15 protein-coding genes are annotated in these 22848 nt (G+C 69.1%); 4 read left to right on the forward strand and 11 right to left on the reverse strand.

What is annotated here, in order from left to right; genetic code table 11:
• Position 1: 1 nt before the first annotated feature.
• Genes AC1RQG_RS14925 through AC1RQG_RS14945 form a run of 5 tightly spaced genes read right to left on the reverse strand, consistent with a single transcriptional unit; the run spans position 2 to position 5556 of the window.
• Positions 2 to 1138 carry an ABC transporter permease gene (locus AC1RQG_RS14925; protein ID WP_493132663.1) on the reverse strand — a complete coding sequence of 379 codons (1137 nt, stop codon included), beginning with the start codon at positions 1136 to 1138 and terminating at the stop codon, positions 2 to 4.
• Positions 1135 to 2115: an ABC transporter ATP-binding protein gene (locus AC1RQG_RS14930; RefSeq protein ID WP_493132666.1), complete on the reverse strand. Its 981-nt coding sequence runs from the start codon at positions 2113 to 2115 to the stop codon at positions 1135 to 1137. Before AC1RQG_RS14930 ends, AC1RQG_RS14925 begins: the two co-directional genes overlap by 4 nt.
• Complete coding sequence (locus AC1RQG_RS14935) at positions 2115 to 3086, reverse strand: ABC transporter ATP-binding protein (RefSeq protein WP_493132667.1); 972 nt, start codon at positions 3084 to 3086, stop codon at positions 2115 to 2117. Before AC1RQG_RS14935 ends, AC1RQG_RS14930 begins: the two co-directional genes overlap by 1 nt.
• On the reverse strand, positions 3083 to 4057 hold the full coding sequence (locus AC1RQG_RS14940; RefSeq protein WP_493132669.1) for an HlyD family secretion protein: 975 nt from the start codon (positions 4055 to 4057) through the stop codon (positions 3083 to 3085). Before AC1RQG_RS14940 ends, AC1RQG_RS14935 begins: the two co-directional genes overlap by 4 nt.
• Positions 4054 to 5556, reverse strand: coding sequence for a WS/DGAT/MGAT family O-acyltransferase (locus AC1RQG_RS14945; protein WP_493132671.1), 1503 nt, complete (start codon positions 5554 to 5556; stop codon positions 4054 to 4056). Before AC1RQG_RS14945 ends, AC1RQG_RS14940 begins: the two co-directional genes overlap by 4 nt.
• Positions 5557 to 5923: 367 nt before the next feature.
• Between AC1RQG_RS14945 and ftsH the strand changes: the two genes are divergently transcribed.
• On the forward strand, positions 5924 to 7870 hold the full coding sequence (gene ftsH / locus AC1RQG_RS14950) for an ATP-dependent zinc metalloprotease FtsH (protein ID WP_493132971.1): 1947 nt from the start codon (positions 5924 to 5926) through the stop codon (positions 7868 to 7870).
• Positions 7867 to 9141, forward strand: a complete 1275-nt coding sequence (locus AC1RQG_RS14955) for a putative glycoside hydrolase (RefSeq protein WP_493132674.1) — start codon at positions 7867 to 7869, stop codon at positions 9139 to 9141. The genes ftsH and AC1RQG_RS14955 overlap by 4 nt, the downstream gene beginning before the upstream one ends.
• Before the next feature lie 20 nt (positions 9142 to 9161).
• Here AC1RQG_RS14955 and tssM read toward each other — a convergent pair whose 3' ends face one another.
• The 3 genes from tssM to tagH are packed head-to-tail and all read right to left on the reverse strand — an operon-like array spanning position 9162 to position 15817.
• On the reverse strand, positions 9162 to 12692 hold the full coding sequence (gene tssM, locus AC1RQG_RS14960) for a type VI secretion system membrane subunit TssM (RefSeq protein WP_493132676.1): 3531 nt from the start codon (positions 12690 to 12692) through the stop codon (positions 9162 to 9164).
• A gap of 37 nt (positions 12693 to 12729) precedes the next feature.
• On the reverse strand, positions 12730 to 14094 hold the full coding sequence (gene icmH, locus AC1RQG_RS14965) for a type IVB secretion system protein IcmH/DotU (RefSeq protein ID WP_493132678.1): 1365 nt from the start codon (positions 14092 to 14094) through the stop codon (positions 12730 to 12732).
• A 52-nt stretch (positions 14095 to 14146) separates the two neighbouring features.
• The gene (tagH, locus tag AC1RQG_RS14970; RefSeq protein WP_493132681.1) at positions 14147 to 15817 is read right to left on the reverse strand and encodes a type VI secretion system-associated FHA domain protein TagH; all 1671 of its coding nucleotides are present in this window, start codon (positions 15815 to 15817) and stop codon (positions 14147 to 14149) included.
• Between the two features lie 281 nt (positions 15818 to 16098).
• On the opposite strand from tagH, the gene AC1RQG_RS14975 reads away from it, so the two are divergent.
• Both AC1RQG_RS14975 and AC1RQG_RS14980 read left to right on the forward strand, forming a co-directional pair.
• Positions 16099 to 18453: an SUMF1/EgtB/PvdO family nonheme iron enzyme gene (locus tag AC1RQG_RS14975; RefSeq protein ID WP_493132683.1), complete on the forward strand. Its 2355-nt coding sequence runs from the start codon at positions 16099 to 16101 to the stop codon at positions 18451 to 18453.
• An 18-nt stretch (positions 18454 to 18471) separates the two neighbouring features.
• Positions 18472 to 19173 carry a hypothetical protein gene (locus tag AC1RQG_RS14980; protein ID WP_493132685.1) on the forward strand — a complete coding sequence of 234 codons (702 nt, stop codon included), beginning with the start codon at positions 18472 to 18474 and terminating at the stop codon, positions 19171 to 19173.
• Positions 19174 to 19195: 22 nt separating this feature from the next.
• Here AC1RQG_RS14980 and AC1RQG_RS14985 read toward each other — a convergent pair whose 3' ends face one another.
• The 3 genes from AC1RQG_RS14985 to AC1RQG_RS14995 form a co-directional block, all read right to left on the reverse strand.
• Entirely contained in the window at positions 19196 to 19951 is a 756-nt protein-coding gene (locus AC1RQG_RS14985; RefSeq protein WP_493132687.1) for an SDR family oxidoreductase, read from the reverse strand.
• A gap of 161 nt (positions 19952 to 20112) precedes the next feature.
• Complete coding sequence (locus tag AC1RQG_RS14990) at positions 20113 to 21294, reverse strand: acetyl-CoA C-acyltransferase family protein (RefSeq protein WP_493132689.1); 1182 nt, start codon at positions 21292 to 21294, stop codon at positions 20113 to 20115.
• A gap of 308 nt (positions 21295 to 21602) precedes the next feature.
• A complete protein-coding gene (locus AC1RQG_RS14995; protein WP_493132691.1) occupies positions 21603 to 22736 on the reverse strand; it encodes a CaiB/BaiF CoA transferase family protein in 1134 nt (377 codons plus the stop codon).
• Between the last annotated feature and the right edge of the window lie 112 nt (positions 22737 to 22848).

Here is a 22848-nt window from a genome sequence, read left to right on the forward strand (position 1 = left end):
CTCAGTCCAAAGTCTTGCGGAAGGCGCGCGCGGCCAGCACCACCAGCGCCACCGCGTACACGGCCAGGCAGGCCACGGGCACGGCCAGCTCGGCCAGCGTGGAACCCTTCAGGAACACGGCCTTGAGGATGGTGACGTAGTAGCGCGCGCTCACCAGATAGGTCACGGCGCGCACCACGGCCGGCATCTGGTCGATGGGGAAGGAAAAACCCGACAGCAGCGTGGTGGGCAGCATGGTCAGCACCAGCGCCACCTGGCTGGCCCCCACCTGGCTGCGCAGGGCCACGGACACGCAATAGCCGATGCACAGCACCACCGTGAGGAACAGGGCCGTGGTCAGCATCAGCGTGACAATGGTGCCCCGGAACGGCACCTCGAACCAGCCCACGGCCAGCGCCAGGCAGATGGCCGCGTCCAGCATGCCGAGCACGAAGTACGGCGCCAGCTTGCCGATCATGAGTTCCATCGGTTTGACCGGGGTGGAGACGAGCAGCTCCATCGTGCCGCGCTCCCACTCGCGGGCGATGGTGAGCGACGTGAGCTGGGCGCCCACGATGGCCATGACCAGCGCCACCACGCCGGGAATGATGAAATTGCGGCTCTCCAGTTCCTCGTTGAACCACACGCGCGCCTGCACCAGCACCGGGGTCTGGGTCTGGATGCGGCCGCCCTGGCGCTGGATGGCCTTCAACTGCACTTCGCTGGCGTAGCCGCCCACCACGAGGCGCGCGTAGTTGGCGGCGATGTTGGCCGTGTTCGAGTCGGTGCCGTCCACCAGCAGCTGCACGGTGGCCGCGCCCTGGTCGGCCAGGTTGCGCGAGAAGCCGGACGGGATCACCAGCGCCACCGTGCAGACGCGCGCGTCGAGGTCGCGCGTGACGTCGGCATGACTGCGGGCGGTCACGGGCGGCTGGAAGTAGCGCGAGCTGGCGAAGCGGGCCAGCAGGTCCTGGCTTTGCTGGCTGCCCTCCTGGTCGAACGCGCAGATGGGGATGGCGTCGACGTCGAGGTTGACGCCGTAGCCGAGCATGAACATCTGCATCAGCGGCAGTAGCAAGGCGATCATCAGACTGCGCGGGTCGCGCAGCACTTGCAACGTCTCCTTGCGGGCGATGGCGGCGATGCGGCGCAGCTTCACGACGTTGCTCCCGCCTGCGCTCCCGCCGCCGCCTTGCCATTGCGCTGGCGCGACTGGCGCACCAGATGCACGAACATGTCCTCCATGCCCGGCTCGATGGCGCGCCAGCGCGCGCCGGGCTGGCCGTGCCGCTCCAGCAGGGCGACGATGGCGGCGCCGTCGCGCGCGGCGTCGTCCACCAGCAGATGCAGCGCATTGCCGAAGACGGCCGCGTCGTGCACGCCGGGTGCATCGGACAGCACTTCCAGCGCCGCGCCGGGATTGGCGCATTCAAGCTCCACCAGCGCGCCGCCGATCGACTGGTGCTTCAATTCGTTGGGGGTGCCCAGCGCGACCAGCTTGCCCGATTCGATCATGGCGATGCGCATGCAATACTCCGCCTCGTCCATGTAGTGGGTGGACACCAGCACGCTCACGCCGTCCGCGCTCAGGTCGTGGATCAGGTTCCAGAAGCGGCGCCGCGAGCCGGGATCGACGCCGGACGTGGGCTCGTCGAGGAACAGCACGCGCGGCCGGTGCAGGATGGCGCAACCGAGCGCCAGCCGCTGCTTCCAGCCGCCGGCCAGCGTGGTGACGAGGGCATCCTCCCTGCCCTCCAGGCCCGCCATCCGCACCGCATACGCCACCCGCTCGTCGATGGCGTTGCGCGCCACGCCGTAGATGCCGCCGAAGAAGCGCAGGTTCTCGGTCACGCTCAAGTCGCCGTACAGCGAGAACTTCTGCGACATGTAGCCGATGCGCTGGCGCACGGCCTCCGGGTCCCTGGCGATGTCGATGCCGTCCACCACGGCCCGCCCGCCGCTGGGGCGCAGCAGGCCGCACAGCACGCGGATCAGCGTCGATTTCCCGGCGCCGTTGGGGCCGAGGAAGCCCATGATCTCGCCCCGGCGCACGTCGAAGCTGACCTCGTCGAGCGCGTGGAAGTCGCCGAAATGCTTGCTCAGGCGCTCCACCTGGATGGCTGGCTGGGTGTCCATCATGCGCCCCTGTGTTTGCGTTCGAGCAGGGCCACGAACAGGTCCTCGATCGTCGGCTCGATTTGTTCCACCGGACCGGCCTCCACGCCCGCCGCCTGCAAGGCCCGGCTCAGCGGTTCGCGGCAGGCCTGCGCGTCGTCCACGTGCACGTGCACGCCGTCGCCCACCAGCAGCACGCCGCGCACGCCGGCCACGGGCTCGATGGCGGCCGCCGCCTCGCGCGGGCGCGCGCTCGCCACGCGCACGATGGCGCCGGGCAGTTCGCGCTTGAGCTGCTGCGGGGTGTCGCAGTACATCATGCTGCCCTCGTCGAACAGGGCCAGCCGGTCGCAGCGCTCGGCCTCGTCCAGATAGGCGGTGGAGATCACCATGGCCACGCCGGTGGCGCGCAGCGAATACAGGATCTGCCAGAACTCGCGCCGCGAGACGGGATCGACGCCGGTGGTGGGCTCGTCCAGCAGCAGCACGCGCGGCGCGTGCACCAGCGCGCAGGTCAGGCCCAGCTTCTGCTTCATGCCGCCCGACAGCTGGCCGGCCAGGCGCTGGCGGAACGGCATCATGCGCGAGGCTGTGAGCAGCTGCACGGCGCGCTCCTCCCACACCTTGCGCGGCACGTCGAACAGGTCGGCGAAGAAGCGGATGTTCTCGTCCACCGTCAGGTCGTCGTACAGGCCGAAGCGCTGCGGCATGTAGCTCACGTGGCGCTTGGTGCGTTCGGGATCGGCCACCACATCCACCTCGTCGATGCGGATGGCGCCCGCGTCGGCCCGCATCACGCTGGCCAGCATGCGCATGGTGGTGGTCTTGCCCGCCCCGTCCGGCCCCACCAGGCCGAAGATCTCGCCCTGGCGCACCGAGAAGCTCACGTTGTCCACGGCCGTCAGCGCGCCGAAGCGTTTGCTCACGCCGCGCACATCGAGCGCCAGTGGCGGCGGTGATGGCGGTGAACCTTGCGCGGACGGCTCCGTCATGGCTGGGCCGGCGCCAGCACGGCATCGGCCGGCATGCCCGGCACGAACTTGCGGTCGCGGTTGTCGATGTCGATCTTCACACGGTACACCAGTGTGACGCGCTCGGCGTGCGTCTCCACGCTGCGCGGCGTGAACTCGGCCTTGGGCGCGATGAACGACAGCTTGCCGGTGAAGCGCTTGCCGGGGAAGCTGTCGCTGGTGATGGCCACTTCCTGCCCGAGGCGCACGCGTCCCAGGTCCGTCTCGTTGAGGTAGGCGCGCAGCCAGACGTGATCGAGGTCGGCCAGCGTGATGACGGGGGTGCCGGGCGCCACCACCTCGCCCAGTTCGGCCTGGCGCGTGAGGACCACGCCGTCGAACGGCGCCACCAGCGTGGCGTAGCCGGCCATGATGCGGCTCAGCTGCTCGGTCTGTTCGCCACTGTGCACGCCGGCCTGCGCCACCTTGACGCTGCGCTGCGCGACCAGCTCCAACGCCCGGTCGCGTTCAAGCTGGGCGCGCGCCTGCTTGAGCGCCGTGGCCGCGTTGTCGAGCGCCGCCGTGGCCAGGAAGCCCTGGCGTTGCAGGGCCTGGCTGCGCTCCATGTCCAGCTTGCGCTGGGCCACGGTGGCCGCGTCCGCCTCCACCGTCTTGCGGCTGGCGGCCACGTTTTCCAGCGCCATGTCGAGCTGGCTGCGCTGGACGGCCACGCCAGCGGCGGCCACGGCCACCTGCTGGTTCAATTCCCGCTGGTCCACCACGGCCAGCACCGTGCCCTTGCCCACCCACTGCCCTTCGTTAAACGGCAGTTGCACCACGCGCGCCTGCAGGCCGTTGAAACTGAGGACGCTCTCATGCGCCTCGATATTGCCCGACAGGTGGATGGCCTGGCCCGCGTGTTCACGGTGCCACTGCGGCAAAGCGCCGCCAAAGTACAACGCGGACACCAGCAGCACGGCGCCGCTGGCGATGGTCAGTTTTTTCTTGTTCATGGGGTGCGTTCGGTTTCTGTCCTCGGTGTTTTCGCGCCGCCGCGCTTGCGCCGTGGCGGCGTGGTGACGGACGCCCTGCCCACATCGGCGGCAAGGCGCCCCGGCCACGGCATGGTCAGGCAGCGCAGCAGCAGCGATTCGAATTCGGTCACGATGTGGCTGGCCAACACCTCGGGATCGGGCACGCGCTGCACATCGGTCATCACGCCCAGGTTGATCTGGCCGGCATAACTGAGGATGCTGATGCCCATTCCGATGCCGCCCGACTGCGGCACCCAGAACACCTGGCGCTCGATGCGCTGGCCGGCCAGGTAGCGCGCCTGCTCCGCGCCGCGCACGTTGGTGACGACGGCGCTGGCGTTGGCGGCCAGCGCCTGCACCAGCGTCTCGCGCAGCCCGTCGGGGGCGGCGCCCATGCAGGCCAGGATGCCCAACGCCACCGTGGCCTGCTGCGAATGTTTGAGCGCTTCCATCCGCGCGTGCACCTCGCGCGTGCGGCGCAGCGCGTCCGGTTCGCCCAGCGGCAGGCCCATAAAGACCAGTCCGAAGCGATTGCCTAGCTCCTGCACCGGGCCCGGCGGACGCAGGTTGACGGGCACCAGCGCCCGCATCTCCACGCCGTCCACGGGATCACCCTGGTCGAGCAGGTAGCCGCGCAGCGCCGCCGTCACGCACGACAGCAGCACGTCGTTGACGGAGCAAGACAGGGCGTTGGCCACCGCCTTGACCTCGTCCAGCGCCAGCGTGCGCGCGCAGGCGACGCGCTTCATCACGCCCAGCGGTCCCTTGAAGCGCGTGGGGCAATCGGGTTCCATGGCGGCGATCACGCCCAGTTCGGCGGCCAGGTCGATGCCGCGGCGGGCGGCCGCCAGCGCATGTTCGGGATGGCCGCTCCAGTCGGCCGCCAGGCCATAGGCCGAACGGGCCAGCCGCACGCCGTCGCCGGCCAGCTCCGTCACCTGGCCCAGCACCTTCTCCCATGCGGCCCGGGGCGGCGGCGTGCCGTCCAGGTCCGGCGACGGCAACGCATGGTGGGTGGCGCTGCTGTCGGTCAGCGCGCCCATCACGTGCGCCAGCGCGAAACCGTCGCCGTAGCAGTGGTGGATGCGCAGCAGCATCGCGCTGTGGTTGGCGTCCATGTCGATGATGTGCATCTGCCACATCGGTTTGCTGGGGTCGAGCGCCGTGCTGACCAGCTCTCCGGCCAGCTTTTCCAGCCCCCGCTGACCGGCGCCGCGCGGCAACGCCAGCTGGCGCACGTGCCAGTCGAGGTCGAAGCCGGGGTCCGTCTCCCAGTACGCGTCGCCGCGATCCCACACCACGCGCTGGCGGAAGCGGTGGAAGCACAGCATGCGCTGGCGCACCACGGTCTTGAGCCGCGCGAGGTCCATGCGGCCGGCGAACGTCATCAGGCCGCAGATCATCATCAGGTTGGTCGGACGGTCCATGCGCAGCCACGCATGATCGACCACCGACAGCGCTTCGCGTTCAGCGGCCATGGTGCTGACGGGCGGCCGCGTGGCCGTTGCCGGGTTGATGGGTCATCGCATCTCTCCTCTTGGCTGGGTTGGACGGGAGCGATTTCACGTCCCGTTCTTGTCAAGTCGTCCGCCCATGGTGGACTGATGAAAATGATATTGCATTGACCTGTATCAAATTCACAAATAGCAGCATATCTTACCAAGACAACAATTCTGATCGCGTCACGCATGATTTGCGTCACTTTGCGCCGCTTGCGGATACACTAACTTCGACAGGTGTAGAACTCTTGCCACACAGGAAATGAATGTGACCGACCAGCCACCCAAGCGCTCCCCCGTGCCGCCACCCGCCAACCGCATACCGCGCGCCTCGTGGTACTGGGCCATCGGCCTGCTCGTCATGTCGCTGTGGCTCATGTTCGGCAATGCGCCGCCCGGCGTGCCTGTGCCCTACAGCGAGTTCAAGGCCCTGCTGCACGCGGGCAAGCTGCGCGACCTGTCCGTCAGCGAACGCCAGGTCAGCGGCGCGCTGGTCGACGGGCCACTCAGTCCGCCGCTGAGCCAGGAGCGCGCCAACGCGGTGCGGGCCGCCGCCAAGACCCGGCCCGGCTTCACCACCCTGCGCGTGGCCGATCCCGACCTCGTGAAAGACCTGGAGGCGTCGCACATCAGCTACACGGCCGAGGAGGAGAGCCGCCTGCCCATGCTGTTGTCGTGGCTGGCGCCCGGCTTGCTGTTGCTGCTGTTCTGGCGCCTGGCCATGCCGGCCGGCGGCGGCATCGGCGGGCTGATGGAAGTGGGCAAGAGCAAGGCGCGCGTCTACATGCAGAAGGATACCGGCGTCACGTTCAAGGACATCGCCGGCATCGACGAGGCGCGCGACGAGTTGATGCTGATCGTGGAATTCCTCAAGCATCCCGAACGCTACCGGCGCCTGGGCGGACGCATACCGAAGGGCGTGCTGATCGTCGGCGCGCCGGGCACGGGCAAGACGCTGCTGGCCAAGGCCGTCGCCGGCGAGGCCGGCGTGCCGTTCTTCTCGATCGGCGGTTCGGAATTCGTCGAAATGTTCGTCGGCGTGGGCGCGGCCCGCGTGCGCAGCCTGTTCGAGCAGGCGCAGCAACAGGCGCCGTGCATCATCTTCATCGACGAACTGGACGCGCTGGGCAAGGCGCGCGGCCTGGCCTCGATGGGCGGCCACCAGGAGCACGAGCAGACGCTCAACCAGCTGCTGGTGGAGATGGACGGCTTCGACGCCAACACGGGCGTCATCATCATGGCCGCGACCAACCGCCCGGAGGTGCTGGACCCGGCCCTGCTGCGGCCCGGCCGCTTCGACCGCCACATCGCGCTGGACCGGCCGGACCTGAACGGGCGTCGCCAGATCCTCGGCGTGCACGTCAAGCAGGTCAAGCTGGGGCCGGACGTGGACCTGGAACGGCTGGCCGCCACCACGGCCGGTTTCGCGGGCGCCGACCTGGCCAACCTGGTCAACGAGGCGGCCCTGCACGCGGCCAACGCCGACAAGGACCAGATCGACATGACCGACTTCGAACAGGCGCTGGACCGCATCGTCGGCGGCATCGAGAAGAAGACGCGGGTGATGAACCGGACGGAGAAGGAAACCGTCGCCTACCACGAATCGGGCCATGCGCTGGTGGCCGAATTGCGGCCCCATGCCGACCGGGTGGCCAAGATTTCCATCATCCCGCGCGGCGTGGCGGCGCTCGGCTACACCCAGCAGACGCCGACCGAGGACCGCTACCTGATGCGCTACAGCGAGCTGCTGGAACGGCTGGACGTGCTGCTGGGCGGACGCGTGGCCGAGGAACTGGTGTATGGCGACGTGTCGACCGGCGCGCAGAACGACCTGCAACGGGCCACGGAACTGGCCGTGCAGATGGTCAGCCAGTACGGCATGAGCAGCCGGATCGGCCTGGCCACGTATGAGCAGCCCGGCCAGAACGGCTGGTGGAACGGCATGGGCGGCATGCCCGGCGCGCACAAGGGCTACAGTGAACGCACGGCCCGCATGATCGACGCGGAAGTGACGCAGTTGCTGGCCGACGCGCGCACGCGCGTGCGCGCCACGCTGGAGCAGCACCGCCCCGTGCTCGACGCGCTGGCGAAGCGGTTGCTGGAGACGGAGGTGGTCGAACGCGGCACGCTGACGGCGCTCCTGGAGAGCAACGGCGCGCGCACCAGTGCCGAACCGAACGCCGAACCGGGTGCTAAACCGGCTGCCGCCGCCGCTGTCCATGCCGGCGCCGACGCCAGTGCGGGCGCCGGCGCGGGGTCCGATGCTGGCCACCCACCGCCGGTGCCTCGATGAGGCGGCGGCGCGCGTTGCGTCTGGCCGCCCTCGTCCTGTCCATGCTCGCCATCGGCCAGCCGGCGCTGGCCATTGAAGGGACGGTGCTCAGCAAGGTGGATCAGGCGCCGCTGGCGGGCGCCATCGTCACCTCCGGCGCGCTCACCACCCGCACCGACGCGGCGGGTCACTTCCAGCTGCCGCTGTCGGCCGGCGCGCTGGCCGTGCGGGCCGCCGGCTACGAGCGCAGACAGCTGGCCGTGCCGGCCGGCCCGGAACAGCCGCAGCGCATCGTGCTGGCGCCGTTCCAGCCCAAGGCCGTGTACCTGTCGGTGTACGGCATCGGCAGCGGCGTGCTGCGCGACGCCGCGCTCAAGCTGGAGGAGCAGACCGCGCTCAACGCGCTGGTGATCGACATCAAGGGCGACCGGGGCCTGATTCCCTACCTGAGCGCCCTGCCGCTGGCCAGCACGATAGGGGCGCAGAAGGTGCGCACCATCGCCGACATGCCGGCCATGATCAAGCTGCTGCGGCAGAAGAACATCTATCTGATCGGCCGCATCGTCGTGTTCAAAGACGACCTGCTGGCCACGGCCCGTCCCGAACTGGCGCTGCATGGCGCCGACGGCGCGCTGTGGCACGACCGCGAAGGCCTGGCCTGGCTGGACCCGATGCGCGAGGAAGGCTGGCGCTACAGCCTGGACGTGGCCGAGGAGGCGGCGCGGCTGGGGTTCGACGAGATCCAGTTCGATTACGTCCGCTTCCCCGACGCGCCCGGCCTGCGCTTCGCCCAGCCCAACACGCAGGCCAACCGGGTGGCCGCCATCACGGGCTTCCTGAACGCGGCCCGCAAGCGGCTGGCGCAGTACAACGTGTTCGTGGCCGCCGACATCTTCGGCTACGTGCTATGGAATCCGGACGACACGGCCATCGGGCAGGAAATCACCCAGTTGGTGCAGGCGGTCGATTATGTCTGCCCGATGCTGTATCCGTCCGGCTTCACGTGGGGCTTGCCGGGCACGCCCAACCCGGTCGAGCATCCGTACGACATCGTGTTCCGTTCACTGCAAAAGGCCAAGCAGCGCACCGGCCTGCCGGGCGCGCACTTCCGCCCGTGGTTGCAGGATTTCACCGATTACGCGTTCGACCGCCGCAAGTTCGACGCCGACGAAGTGCAAGCCCAGATCGAGGCGGCGCGCGCGGCCGGCAGCAACGGCTGGATGCTGTGGAACCCCCGCAACCAGTACGGGCGCGACGGCCTGCCGTGCGACGACGGCGGCTGTCCGCCCTGAAGCCTCGACGCCGGGCGCCGTCACAGCCGGTCCAGGCAGCGGAAGCCCTCCAGCGCCTCGCGCCGGAACGGATTGATCACGCTGCTGGCCGTGAGGCTGTAGCTGATCTTGTGGCCGTCCAGATCGTAGGTCAGCTTGAAGCGCTCACCCTGCGGCGTCGGCTCCAGCGTGCCCTGATCGACCATGCGCAACCATGACCACGCGCCTTCCGTGCGCAACGTCCGGCCGGCGGGCGTGGTCTCCAGCCGCACCAGGCCGCTGCCCTTGCCGCTCGGGACTTGCAATGACGCGCCGCGCACCGTGGCCGGCGGGCCGAACGGCACGGGCTGGCCGTCGATCTCCAGCGTCACCTGGCTCAGCGCCGGATCGGCGCTCAGCAACTTGAGGTCGAAGCGCATCGACGCCTGCTTGCCGCCGCTGGCGAACCAGGCGTCGCGCACCTGGGCCGCGCGCTGGAAGTTGTCGAGCACGTCCTGCGGAATGCCGAGCGTGACCTTGTCGCCGTTGGGCCGCCAGCGCCACTGACGGCCACCCATGTCCACGTAGGGCAGCAGGTTTTGCTGGAAGAACTGGTCCACCATCCCGCCGGGCGCGAAGAACCGGCCGAAGTCGTCCTGCGTCACTTCCTGCGCGGCGCGGCGCACCAGCGGATAGCGGCCGGCGATGGCCTGGCGGCAGAACTGGGCGGCGCTGGCCGTCCACAAGGCGTTCAGGCGTTCGCGCTCGCTGCCCATGGTCAGGCCGGCGCCGCCGCTGTCGATATTCTTGAGCATCTGGCCCAGCGGCGCGGCCTTGCCGTCCCCTTCCCGCTTCAGTTTGGCCAGCGCGTCGCCCGGCGGCGGCGGCTGGCCGGCCCGCTTGGCGGCGGCCGCCGCGTCGAAATAGGTGGCCACGTCGCGCAGCATGGCCAGCAAGCCGTCCAGCGGGGCGGGCGAACCGGCCACCATGCGGTGCAGGTCGTCGAAATGGGCGTCGACGGGATTTTGCTGGGCGGCGGCGGCCGGGGCGCCGTCGCCTTCGCCCATGCCAAGCACGCCTTCGAGGCGCTTCTTGTAGCTGTCGCTCTTGTCCTTGAGCGAGGCGAGCACGGACGATTCGGGCTTCTTGGCCGCGCTGGTGGTCAGTGTCGTCTCGCGGGCCGCCGCCACCAGCACCTTGCGCAGCGGCGAATCGACGCTCGACAGGATCGACGTCACGCGCGCGCCCTGGTCGAGCGAGGCGAACGGCACGATGCTGAGGTCGGCCAGGTAACGGTCCCATGCCGCGATGTAGTCGTTGTAGTACAGCTGCAGCAGCGCGGCCCGGATTTGCTCGTCGCCGGCCTTGCCCGTCACGGCCTCCTGACGGTCCAGCACCCAGTTGTCGCGGCTCACGTCATCCATCGCCTGCCCGCTCAGTTCCAGGAACTTGGCGTAGCCGGCCACCGAGAACATACCCGGCACGCCGCGCGTGAGCGCCTCGCCGCTGCGGCGCACCAGCACTTGCGGCGCGTCGCGCCCGCCGGCCGCCGTCGCGCTGAATTCAGGCAGCTGGGCGCGGGCCAGCGATCGTTTCAGGCCGTTGTACAGGCGCTGCTCCAATGGCATGCGGGCCAGCGCCAGGCGTGTGTCGGCCACCAGTTGGGCATCCAGCTGCTGCGGCAGCTCGAAGCTGGGATAGGCTTTCAACAGCGCGGCCACGTGGCCCATCAGGGCCTCGCGCTGGGCCGGGCTGGCGTCGTTCATGTTGCGCAGCCAGTCCAGTTCCACCCAGCCGGCGATGGAGGCGGCGTCGTAGTGCCGGGTGTCGCCCAGCATCAGATACAGCCGCAGCACTTCGTACAGGTAGTCGAGGTTGTTGGCGCTGCCGCGCCGCAGTTGCTGCTCCATGCGGTGCACGATGCGCGGCAACAGCGTGGCGCGCAGCGTGCGCAGGTACAGCGACTGTGCGCCGGCGCCCAGCTTGTCGCCCTGGTACAGGCCCAGCGTCATCAGGAACGGCACGTCCTGGCCCTGGGCCGCGTAACCGGCCGGCAGGTCGCGCACGGCGTCCAGCAGCGGCAAGGTCTGCGCGGCGCTGGTGTCTGGCGTGACGGCTTGCGCCAGCTTGGCGATCTCCGGCACCTTGTGGTCGACCTGGCTCACCAGACGGCTATTGCGCGCGTAGCTGGTGACCATGCCGGCCGCGCCCAGCACCAGCACCAGGCCGATCGCGATCGTGGCGCCCCATTGCAGCCGGCGCCGCTGGCGCTCGAACTGGCGGTTCACGCCCGCCACCTCGGCTTCCGCGAAGATCACCTCGCGCAGCAACCGGGTCAGGAAGTAACTGCGGCCGCTGGCGGCGTTGGCCGGCAAGGCTTGCCGTTCGAGCCCGTAGGCGGCCGCCATGGCGCCCATCACGCGGTCGATCGGGTGGCCTTCCTGGGTGCCGCTGGTGAAGTAGACGCCGCGCAGCAAGGCGGCCGTTTCGTAGCGCGTGGACTGGAACACGTCCGTCAGGAAGGCCTGCAGCACGTCGCCCAGGCCGGCGAATTGCTGGGGGAAGCCGTACAACAGGGCGCGCCGTTGGATGTCGCGCTCGCCCTGCATGCGTTGCAGCAGGCGCGCCTGCAGTTGCCGCTCCAGCGACTGGAACTCGGCCGGGAACGCGTTCAGCGAGGCCATCACCTGCTCCGGTTCCACCAGCGGGAAGCTCATGCCCCACACCTGGCCCCGTTCCTCCTTGCCCATCTCGCCGAAGAATTCCGTGAAGCCGGCCAGCAGGTCGCATTTGGTGACCATCACGTAGATGGGGAAGCGCATGCCCAGCTGCTCATGCAAATCCTGCAGGCGGGCGCGGATCGCCAGCGCCTGCTGCTTGCGGGCCGCCTCGCCCTGTTGCAGCAGGTCGGCCACGCTGACGGCCAGGATCACGCCGTTGATCGGCCGCCGCCGCCGGTGCTTGCGCAGCAGTTGCAGGAAGCCGCGCCACGCGGCCTGGTCGACCTCCTCGTGACTGTCCTGCGTGGTGTAGCGGCCGGCCGTGTCGAGCAGCACCGCCTCGTCGGTGAACCACCAGTCGCAATTGCGGGTGCCGCCCACGCCGCCGAGCGCGTTCTTGCCCAGCGCGTCGGCCAGCGGGAAGTTCAGGCCCGACTGGACCAGCGCCGTGGTCTTGCCCGCGCCCGGTGCGCCGACGAACATATACCAGGGCAGCTGGTACAGGTATTGGCCGCCGCGCCGGCCACTGCTCTTGCGCAGGATCTCCATCGCCTCCTGCAGGCGTTTGCCCAGCAGCGTGACCTCGGCCTGCGATTCCAGCGTTTCCGGACTCGCAGCCTGCTGCGCGCCCGCCACGCCGGCGGCCAGCCTGGCGTTGGCCAGGCGGGCCGCGATCCACTTGTAGAGGAAGTAGCCGGCCCAGATCAACAGCAGCAGGACGATCCAGAACCACCGCACGCCGGTCGACGCGAACGGCTCCTTGCCGTTGAAGGCCAGCAGCGGCCCCTCGAACCAGATCACCAGCGACAACAGCAGCACGCCGATCAGCGACAGCGGCGCGGGCCGCAACAACCAGGAAAAGATACGCTTCATATCGTTGTATTCGTCCAGTTTTCGGTTGCGGGAAGGGTCAGGCCGATGGCGGCACGAGCAGCATGATCACCACGCGCCGGTTGCGCGCGCGGTTGGCCGCGCTGTCGTTGGGGGCCACCGGCTCCGTGTCGCCGCGCCCTTCCACGCTGTAGCGCTCGGGCGGGCCGGCCCGCTCGCCCAGCATGCGCGCCACCGTCGCGGCGCGGCCCTTGGACAAATCCCAGTTCGACGGATAGCGGGTGGAGAAGCCGGTGGTGTTGTCGGTGTGGCCCACCACCTTGACCTTGCCATCGACGGGACGCAGCGCGTCGCCGATCTTCTGCAGCAGCGGCACGAAGCTGGGCGTCACTTCCGCGCTGCCGGGCGCGAACACGCCATTGCCCATCAACGTGATGATGGAGCGGTCCGGCAGCTCGCTCACGCTCACCAGTCCCTGTTCGATCTCGGGCGCCAGGAACTTGGCCACCCTGGCCGGCGCGGCCGGTGCCGGCGCGGGCAATGGCGCGGCGGCGGCCGTGGCCGGCCAGGCCGCGACGGCGATGCCGTGCAGCCGCGCGTGCACCGGCGTGGAAGCGCGGCTCAGGCTGAAGCTCAAGGCCATGTGCAGCAGCACCAGCACCGACAGCGCGATGGCCGCCACCACCCACACGGGCAGCATGCGCCACAACGCCTCGCCTTTGCCGCCAGCCCCGCGCCAGTGCAGCGACAGGGCCGGTTCCACGGCGCCGCGCTGCCTCGCGATCAGTTCCAGCAGCCGTTCGCGCAGGATTTCGAGCTGGCCCCGGCCACCATCGAGCACGCGGTAGCGGCCCTCCAGGCCCAGCGACAGGCACAAATACATCAGCTCCAGCACGTCGATGTGGGTGCCGGGGTCCTGGCACAGCTTCTGCAGGACGAGGAAGAATTTCTCGCCGCCCGAGGCTTCGTTGTGGAACGTCACCAGCAGGCTGCGGCTCGACCACACGCCGCCGCTGCCCCACGGCGTGGCGGAGATGGTCTCGTCGAGGAAGGTGCACAGCGAGTAGCGGGCCACGGCGATCGCGTCGGTCGGCACCTTGGCCGCCTTGGCGGTTTGCTCGAAGCTCTTGATGCCGGCGACCAGTTGCTGGCGCAGGTGCTCCACCTGCGGATAGGCGGCCATGTGCCGCAGCGGCAGCACCAGGTCGAGCAGGGGACTGGCCGCCGCCACCAGCGGATTCAGGCCATAACCACCGATGCGGGGCATGGCGGGTATGCCGGCCGCCGCGCTGGGTGCCGAACCCGGTGACGGCATCGCGGCCTGGGGTGGTGGCGCTTGCGGCGCGGGCGCGGAGGCGGCGGCACCGCGCTTGCCGCCGGGGCTGGGAATCAGGATGGTGCGCTCGTCGTCGGGCGACGGCGGCTGCGGATCGTTGGTACTCACAATGACATGACCTCCGGTAAGCGGATGACGGCACGACGTTCGGTTGTGGTGTTCAGGTCCGGCTCTTGCGCATGCGCGCGATCTGCTCCTCGTAAGCGCGCGCGAACTGCTCGCTGAAGCGGCGCTGGTATTCCTCGTCGGCGTCCTGCACCAACTGGCGGTAGGATTCGACGTGGCGGTCCCACAGTTTGGCCTTGCGGTTCGCCTGCAACATCTTGTCCATCACGGACGGCAGCGCCATGGTGCGCTCGATCTCGGCCGGATCGAAATGGGCTTGCATGCCCTCCAGCGCGCCGCGCATCCCGGCCAGCAGCGCCATTTCGTGCGCCTTCATGTCGTCGAAGGCGCCCTCGAACGCCGCCACCGGGGGCATATAGCCCTTGCCCGGCTTGCCCAGCATCTGGAATAGCGCGCTGGTGGGGTCGGGGAAGAACTTGAGCGGGTTGTTGGCCTGGCTGGCGATCATGGTGACGGCCATGCGGCTTTCGCGCTTGGTCATGGTGCGCGCCAGCAGCACGCCCATGGTCCCGGTGGTGGCCGCGCGCAGCATGGCGCCCACCAGTTCGACAAATTCGGCGGCCGGTCGCTCGACTTTCATCCCCGTCATGCCCAGACCACGCAGCAGCGCGTCGAGCAGCACGGCATCGGCGGCGCTTTGCTGCGCGGCGCCCGGCGGCGCAGCGGCCGGTGCCTGCGCAGATGCCGGCGCAGCGGCCGGTGTCGGTGCAGATACCGGCGCAGATGCCGATGCTGGTGCAGGCACCGGCGGCGCGACGCTGGTGGCAGCCGGCGCCTCCACAACGCGCGACGCTTCTATTGGTGGCAGCGGTGCGGTGCCGACGGCCGGCGTCTGTTCTCCTGCCAAGGGGGCCGCTGGGGGCGCGGCCGGCAGATCGGGCGGCTCATCCATTACCACACTGACGGCTGCGGGAGGGGCGACCTGCACTGGCAGCACTGGCGGCACTGGCGGCGCGACCTGCACAGGCGGCACCGGCGGCGCGACCGACACAGGCGGCACAGGCGGCGCGACCTGCGCAGGCGGCGCGGCGGGCCGCAGCAGATCCGCCAGCGGATCATAATCGTCGGGAATGGCGAACGACGGCGCGGGGGATGCGGCCACCGGCGACGGCTGCGGGTACAGTTGTTGGGCCGGCGCCACAGGGCTGTCGGCAGCCGGAAACGCGGGCCGCACCTCCACCCTGGGCACGGGTCTGGCCACAGTCACCTGACGCGTCACCGCGTCCTGCGGCGCCAGCCAATCCACGTTCAGTGGATCGGCGCCCGGCGTCACCGCACAGTCGAGCAGACTGGAAGCGGCCAGCGCATCGAGCGCCGGCGCGGCGGATGAGGCGGCGGCGCCGTACATGGTCGCACCGCCGGCCGCGCCCTGCCCCGCCATGCCCGGCTCCGGCGTGACGACCACCGCCAGCAGATAAGGGCCGATCACCACCGTGTCGCCGTCGTTGAGAGGCGCCTGGCGCCCGTTGCCCACTGGCCGGCCGTTGACCAGGCTCGGATTGGCGCCGATATCGGCCAGGCAGTAAGCGCCATCCTGGAACTCTATCTTGGCGTGATTGCGGGAGATGTACTTTCCCGGATCTTCGAGCACCAGGCCATTGCCGGGCGACCGTCCAATGGTGCCGCCCAGCCGGTCGAAAACGGCCGACAAGGGCTCCGCCGGAGGCGCGGCACGATGGGTTTGCACGGTCAATGTAATGGGCATCAATCGGTCCGTGTGACTTGAGGATGGTAAGCCGCTTCCGGGCGGGAGGCTGGCCTGCGCCATTGCTTTTCTTATATTCGCAGCAATTATGCGCACAACTCGTTTGGGCGGGCAAGTCTTCGTTTATACTCGTGCCTAACGGACCATATGAGCATTTGAACAGCATGCTCGCAGTCTGCAAGCAATTGGTACTGGTAGCGCCGGTTTTTCCATCGTACGGGCACAGTGGCACTGGCCGGCGCGGTGGCGATGAATTCAACCTTCACACGGTTAAGTATCATATGAACCCACCACCTAACAGTGACAATGACCACACCGTCCTGGCCTCCGGCTCCGCATTCCCCAATGCGCTGCAGCCGGGCACCAAGCTGGGCGAATTCGAGATCACCTGCGTGGTCGGACAGGGCGGCTTCGGCATCGTCTACCACGCCAAGGACCATTCGCTGGGACGCGACGTCGCGGTGAAGGAATACATGCCGGCCGCTTTCGCCGGCCGCGTGGGCGGCACCCAGGTCACCATGCTGTCGGAGCACTACGCCGAGACGTTCCAGGTCGGGCTGCACAGCTTCGTCAACGAGGCGCAATTGCTGGCCCAGTTCGACCATCCGTGCCTGGTCAAGGTCTACCGCTTCTGGGAAGCCAACGGCACCGGCTACATGGCGATGCCGTTCTACCAGGCGCCCACGCTCAAGCAGCTGCTCAAGGAAGACCACCAGATGCTGGCGCAGGAGGACTGGCTGCGCAACTTCCTGGCCCACATCCTCGACGCGCTGGAGGTGCTGCACGCGAAACAGTGCTACCACCGCGATATCGCGCCCGACAATATCCTGATGCTGGAGAACGACCGCCCGCTGCTGCTCGACTTCGGCGCCGCGCGGCGCGTGATCGGCGACATGACGCAGGCGTTGACCGTGATCCTGAAACCCGGCTACGCGCCCATCGAGCAGTACGGCGACATGACCAATATGTCGCAGGGGCCGTGGACCGACTTCTACGCGCTGGCCTCGGTGGTCTACTTCATCATCACCGACAAGGTGCCGCCGGCCGCCCTCACCCGCCTCGTGTCCGACTCGCTGACGCCCTTGTCCGAGAGCGCCGCCGACCGCTACAGCCCGGAATTCCTGCGCGCCATCGACGTGGCGCTCGGCGTGCGGCCCGAACAGCGGCCGCAGAACGTGGGCGAGTTCCGGACGCTGCTGGGCATCGAACAGCCGCAACGGGCCTCCGCGCCACGGTCCCTGTCCACCCAGTCGGGCGCCGTGACGCAACCGGGCGTGGCCACCCAGGGCGGCGCCGGTCGCACGGGCAGCCCCACCCAATCCCGCACCACGGGCCTGCCAGCCACGGAGGCGCCGCCGGCCGCGCCGCCGCGCAAAAGCCGCTGGAAGGCGGTGCTGCTCAGCGTATTCGGCCTGACGGTCCTCGGCGCCGGCGGCGGTGGTGGCTGGCTGTGGTGGAACAACGCGCTGCCGTTCGACATCCCCTACCTGCCCCCGCCGCCCGGCGCCAAGCCCGCGCCGGTGGCGGCGGTCGCCCCGCCGCCGCCCGTGGTGGCAGCGGCCCCCGAGCCCGCGCCGGCCGAACCGGCCGTCGCCGCCGCGTCCACCCCGGCGGAAGCGGCGGCCCCCGTCGTAGAGGCGCCGCCGGCCCCGCCGCCGCCGCCGCCCTGCCCGCTCAAGCTGGCCGACGGCACGCCCGGTTGCCCGGCCATGGTCGCCATCCCGGCCGGCACCTACCGCATGGGTTCCCTGGCCGGCGAGCCGGGCACGCTGCCCGAGGAACTGGGCGGCAAACCGGCCCCGGTCGCCGCCTTCGAGCTGTCGGCCCAGGAAATCAGCTATGCGCAGTGGCAGTTGTGCGTGAAGGAGCGGGCCTGCCCGGCGCCGCAAGGCATGTCCGGCCCGGACCTGGACAAGCTGCCCGTGACCGGCATCAGCTGGGATGCGGCCAAGGGCTACACCGATTGGCTGTCGAAGAAGACAGGCGCCAGCTACCGTCTGGCGACGGAAGCGGAATGGGAATACGCGGCACGGGCCGGCGCCGGCACCACGTTCCCGTGGGGCGACCGCGCGGGCCAGGACAACGCCCATTGCGGCCAGTGCGCCAGCCACCTGGACTTCCATCGGCCCGCGCCGGTGGGCAGCTTCAAAGCCTACGCCGGCCTGTACGACATGGTGGGCAACGTCTACGAATGGGTGGACGATTGCTGGCATGCCAGCCACGCCGATGATCCGAAGATGACGCCGGCCCAGTCCACGGCGGCCTGCAAGAAGCGCGTGCAGAAAGGCGGCGCCTTCGACTCCACCGCCGGCGACGTGCGCCCGGTGGCGCGCACCTTCGGCGACCGCGCCAGCACCGATCCGCGCGTGGGCTTCCGCATCGCCCGCACGCCGCCAGCACCGGCGCCGGCGCCGGTCACGGCCAGCGCGGCATCCGCGGCACCGGCCGCATCGGTCCTATCGGCCGCATCGTCGCCCGCCGCGGCGACGGCGGCGGCTGGCCCGGCCTCCGCTGCCGCAACTGCGGCCTCAGCCCCGGCCAGTGCGCCCGGCGCCGCCCGATCCAGCAAGAGGAACGCGCCCGCTGCGGCCAGAACGCCCGCCGCATCCGCGCCCCCACCGGCAACGGCTAACTGACGAACGAGAAAGGCCTCCATGAACGTCCTGTATCGAACAACATGCATCAGTCTGGCCGTGCTGGTGGCCGGTTGCGCCACGCAGGAGCCACAGGTTACCCGCCTGCCGCCGCGTAACCCGGCCGACGTGCCGCGCCGCCCCCCCGCCGCCACGCCTACGCCGGCGCCGCAGCCCGCGCAACAGCCGGCGACGGAAGATGAGGAGGAAAGCAAGGCCCGGCAAGCCGTGCAAAGACAGGAAGTGGAGGATGAGACGCGGCGCCTGATGTCGTATCAGAAGAACCTGTTCCAGATTTTCAAGCTGTCGGAGATCCAGGCCGGCTTCAAGGAGAAGCCCAACGCGCTCGGCGTGTTCGAGCTCAAGTCCTCGAAGAACGGCAAGCTGCGGCTGATGCTCACGCAACTACCCGGCAGCCCGGTGCGCCTGAGCGTGGGCACCTACAACGTGAACGTGGACGTGGTGATCGATTACGTGGAGACGCTCGAATGCGTGTCCAGCAATTGCGAAGGCAAGACCCAGAACGTGGTGCGCTCCGTGCCGCGCACGGTGCAGTTCTACATGGCGCCACGGCTGGGCTATGTGCACCGCAAGGATGTGTCACTGATCGACACCAGGTCGGTGGAGGCGAAAGGCCACAACTACCGCAGCAGCTATTCCGACCTGGTGATGACGGTGCAACGCATTTCCGCCTCGCCGCTGCCGACCCGCCAGTCCGACTAGAACGGCGGGCCGGTGCGGCGGCTTACAGCGTCAGGCCGCCCGCCACTTCCAGCGTGGCGCCGTTGATGTAGCTGGCCTCGTCCGACAGCAGGAACACGACGGCCGACGCGATCTCGCTCGGCTGGCCCATGCGGCGCTGGGGGATCATGTTGAGCATCTCCTCGACCACGGGCGCCGGAATGTCCTTGACGATGTGGGTGTTGACGAAGCCGGGGCAGACGGCGTTGCAGCGCACGCCCTTGCGGCCCAGTTCACGGGTCCAGGTCTTGGTCATGGCCAGCACACCGGCCTTGGCGGCCGCGTAGTTGGTCTGGCCGAAATTACCCGACAAGCCCACGATGGACGAGATGTTGACCATGGCGCCGGCCGTGGCCAGCAGCGCGTCCACGTTGGCGCTGGCGCAGTTGAACACGCCCTTGAGGTTGATGTCGATCACGCGGTCCCACTGGGCCTCGCTCATCTTGGTCAGCTGGGCGTCGGCCACCACGCCGGCGTTGTTGACCAGGCCATTGACGCGGCCGAAGTGTTCGCGCGTGGCCTTGGCGGCCGCCTGCACGCTGGCCAGGTCCGACACGTCCACCGCGTAACCGGCCACCTGCGCGGCCACCTGCGCGCCCGCCGCCTTGGCGCGCACGTGGTCCACGGCCGCCTCGATGGCGTCGGCGCGCAGGTCCCAGATGGCCACGCTGGCGCCGGCCACGGCGCAGCGCTCGGCGATGGCCAGGCCGATACCCTGGGCGCCGCCCGTCACGATGATTACCTTGTCAGTCAAATTCATACTGCGGTTCCTTCAGTTGGTTGAACGTCGCCCGGGTGGAGCGCCGGGCCTGCGGGGCAGTATAGCCGACCCCACGAGCCACGGAAAAAAAAGACGCCGCGCGGGATGCCGCCTGAAGCGGACATCCGGCGCGGCGCCGGTCCGACGCTAACGAACGTCGATCAGCAGCGTTCGAACACCACGGCGATGCCCTGGCCGCCGCCGATGCACATCGTCACCAGCGCGTAACGGCCGTTGGTGCGTTGCAGCTCGTAGATCGCCTTGGTGGCGATGAAGGCGCCCGAGCAGCCAACCGGGTGGCCCAGCGCGATCGCGCCGCCGTTCGGGTTGGTCTTGGCCGGATCCAGTTCCAGCACCTTGCCGACGGCCAGCGCCTGGGACGCGAACGCCTCGTTCGACTCGATCACGTCCATCTGGTCCATCTTCAGGCCGGCCTTGGCCAGGGCCTTGCGGCTGGCGGGGATCGGGCCTTCGCCCATCACGTCGTTCGGCACGCCGGCGACGGCGTAGCTGACGATGCGGGCGATCGGGGTCTGGCCGCGCTGGGCAGCCAGGGCGGCGTCGGCCAGCACCATGAAGGCGGCGCCGTCGTTGATGCCCGAGGCGTTACCGGCCGTGACCGTGCCGTCCTTCTTGAAGGCGGGCTTCATCTTGGCCAGCGATTCCAGCGTGGTGGCAGGCTTCAGGTGCTCGTCGGCGTCGAACACCACTTCGCCCTTGCGGGTCTGGCGCACGATGGGCACGATCTGCGACTTGAAACGGCCTTCGGCCTGGGCCAGCGCGGCGCGGCGCTGCGACTCCAGCGCGAACGCGTCCTGCTGCTCGCGGGTGATGCCGTATTTGACGGCCAGGTTCTCGGCCGTGATGCCCATGTGGCCCACGCCGAACGGGTCGGTCAGGATCGAGGTCATCATGTCGATGGCCTTGGTGTCGCCCATGCGCGCGCCCGAGCGCAGCGCCGGCAGCATGTAGCCGCCACGCGACATCACTTCCACGCCGCCGCCGATGCCGTATTCGAAATCGCCCAGCATCACGCCCTGCGCGGCCGTCACGATCGCCTGCAGACCGGACGAGCACAGACGGCTGACCTGCATGGCGATGGAGTCCATCGGCATGCCGGCCTGCACGGAGGCGACGCGCGACACGTAGCCATAGCGGCCATCGGTCGGAATGCAGGTGCCGACCACGGCGTTGCCGATGGCCGCGGCCTCGACGCCGGAGCGGGCGATGGTTTCCTTCATCACGATACCCGCCAGTTCGGCCGGTTCCATCTCCGCCAGCGAACCGCCGAAGGTGCCGATGGGGGAACGGGCGGCGCTCAGTACAACTACGTCTTTAATCATGATAATTCCTTAAAAGCGGGTAATCGAAGGGCTGGTGCACGCCGGCGCGCGGGCGCCGGGACGGACATATTATGCCGCAGTGCGTCATTTCCGACAGGAAGTCTGGGGCTTTCGCGGCCCGATGTCAATTTTACGACCCATGTTACAGCCCGAAGACCGAATTTTCCCCAGTGTGGTGTTGCGAAAATCCCCTCCATGGTAGCGGCCCGCGCCCCGCCCCGCCCATCCATTTCATGACGATGGCTTGCCATTTCATGACCGGCTGGCGGCCATCCACAGGGCCGGATGCTGCACTGCGTTCCGGTCCGTCAGTCGCGCGGGGCGAGCAGTCCGGCGATCTGCGCCTCCGTGCACCCGGCTTCGCGCAGGATGGCCGCGCCATGCTCGCCGCGCCGGGGCACGGCGCCGGGCACATGGGACGCCGCCGAGAACCGGGGCGCGGGCGCGGCCTGCAGCACGCCATCGCGTTCGCTGTAGATGGCGCGCGCCGCCATATGGGGATGGGCCTGCGCCTCCACCGGCGACAGCGCCGGGGCGTAGCAGGCGTCGCTGCCTTCCAGCAGGTCGTTCCAGTGCTGGCGCGGTTGGGACAGGAACAGCGCCGTCAGCTTCAGGCGCAACGACGGCCAGCAGCGCTTGTCGTAGGGACGGGCGAACTCGGGATCGCCGGCCAGTCCCAGTTTTTCCAGCAGCAGCGCGTAGAACTGCGGTTCCAGCGCGCCGATGGTGACGCTCAGGCCATCCTGGCAGACGTAGCTGCCGTACCAGTGCGGGCCGTCCAGCAGACCTTCGCCGCGCCGCATCGGCATCATGCCGGCCGCGTGCAGCGACAACAGCAAATTCATCATGTTGGCGCTGCCGTCGACGATGGCCGCGTCGACCACCTGGCCGGCGCCGCCGTTGCGCACGCCGAGCACGCCGGCCAGCACGCCCATGGCCAGGTACAGCGCGCCGCCGCCGATGTCGCCCACCAGCGTGGGCGGCGCCAGCGGCGCCTGGTCGGGCGCCCCGCTATACCAGAGCGCCCCGGACAGGCCGATGTAGTTGATGTCGTGGCCGGCCGCCTTGGCCAGCGGGCCGTCCTGGCCCCAGCCGGTCATGCGGCCGTAGATAAGGTTGGGATTGCGGGCCAGGCAGGCTTCCGGGCCCAGGCCCAGGCGCTCCATCACGCCGGGACGCATGCCTTCGATCAGCGCGTCGGCGCCTTCGATCAGCGTCAGCACGGTGGCGATGGCCTGCGGGTCTTTCAGGTCCAGCGCCAGCGAGCGCTTGCCACGGTTGGTGATGTTCTTGTCGCCCATGTCGAGCGGATCGCCGGACTTGCCGGTTGATCGCTCGACCAGGATCACTTCCGCCCCCATGTCGGCCAGCAGCATGCCGCAGAAGGGAGCCGGTCCGATCCCGGCGATTTCGATGATACGTATGCCCGACAGTATGCCCATGCGTTGTGTCCCCTGGTGATTGACTGGTGCCACCAGTGTAACCGCAGGCGTCGCCATGCACATCGTCGCATCGGACGAATGGCCCGGCAAAAGGGACAGACCCCGAGGGGCT

Source organism: Rugamonas sp. GW822-FHT03B10, assembly GCF_058801745.1.

Coding starts and splice junctions, on each gene's coding strand:
- AC1RQG_RS14930 (WP_493132666.1), bottom strand. CDS start 2,115: ATGGACACCCAGCCAGCCATCCAGGTGGAGCGCCTGAGCAAGCATTTC.
- AC1RQG_RS14935 (WP_493132667.1), bottom strand. CDS start 3,086: ATGACGGAGCCGTCCGCGCAAGGTTCACCGCCATCACCGCCGCCACTG.
- AC1RQG_RS14940 (WP_493132669.1), bottom strand. CDS start 4,057: ATGAACAAGAAAAAACTGACCATCGCCAGCGGCGCCGTGCTGCTGGTG.
- AC1RQG_RS14945 (WP_493132671.1), bottom strand. CDS start 5,556: ATGGCCGCTGAACGCGAAGCGCTGTCGGTGGTCGATCATGCGTGGCTG.
- AC1RQG_RS14955 (WP_493132674.1), top strand. CDS start 7,867: ATGAGGCGGCGGCGCGCGTTGCGTCTGGCCGCCCTCGTCCTGTCCATG.
- tssM (WP_493132676.1), bottom strand. CDS start 12,692: ATGAAGCGTATCTTTTCCTGGTTGTTGCGGCCCGCGCCGCTGTCGCTG.
- tagH (WP_493132681.1), bottom strand. CDS start 15,817: ATGCCCATTACATTGACCGTGCAAACCCATCGTGCCGCGCCTCCGGCG.
- AC1RQG_RS14975 (WP_493132683.1), top strand. CDS start 16,099: ATGAACCCACCACCTAACAGTGACAATGACCACACCGTCCTGGCCTCC.
- AC1RQG_RS14980 (WP_493132685.1), top strand. CDS start 18,472: ATGAACGTCCTGTATCGAACAACATGCATCAGTCTGGCCGTGCTGGTG.
- AC1RQG_RS14985 (WP_493132687.1), bottom strand. CDS start 19,951: ATGAATTTGACTGACAAGGTAATCATCGTGACGGGCGGCGCCCAGGGT.
- AC1RQG_RS14990 (WP_493132689.1), bottom strand. CDS start 21,294: ATGATTAAAGACGTAGTTGTACTGAGCGCCGCCCGTTCCCCCATCGGC.
- AC1RQG_RS14995 (WP_493132691.1), bottom strand. CDS start 22,736: ATGGGCATACTGTCGGGCATACGTATCATCGAAATCGCCGGGATCGGA.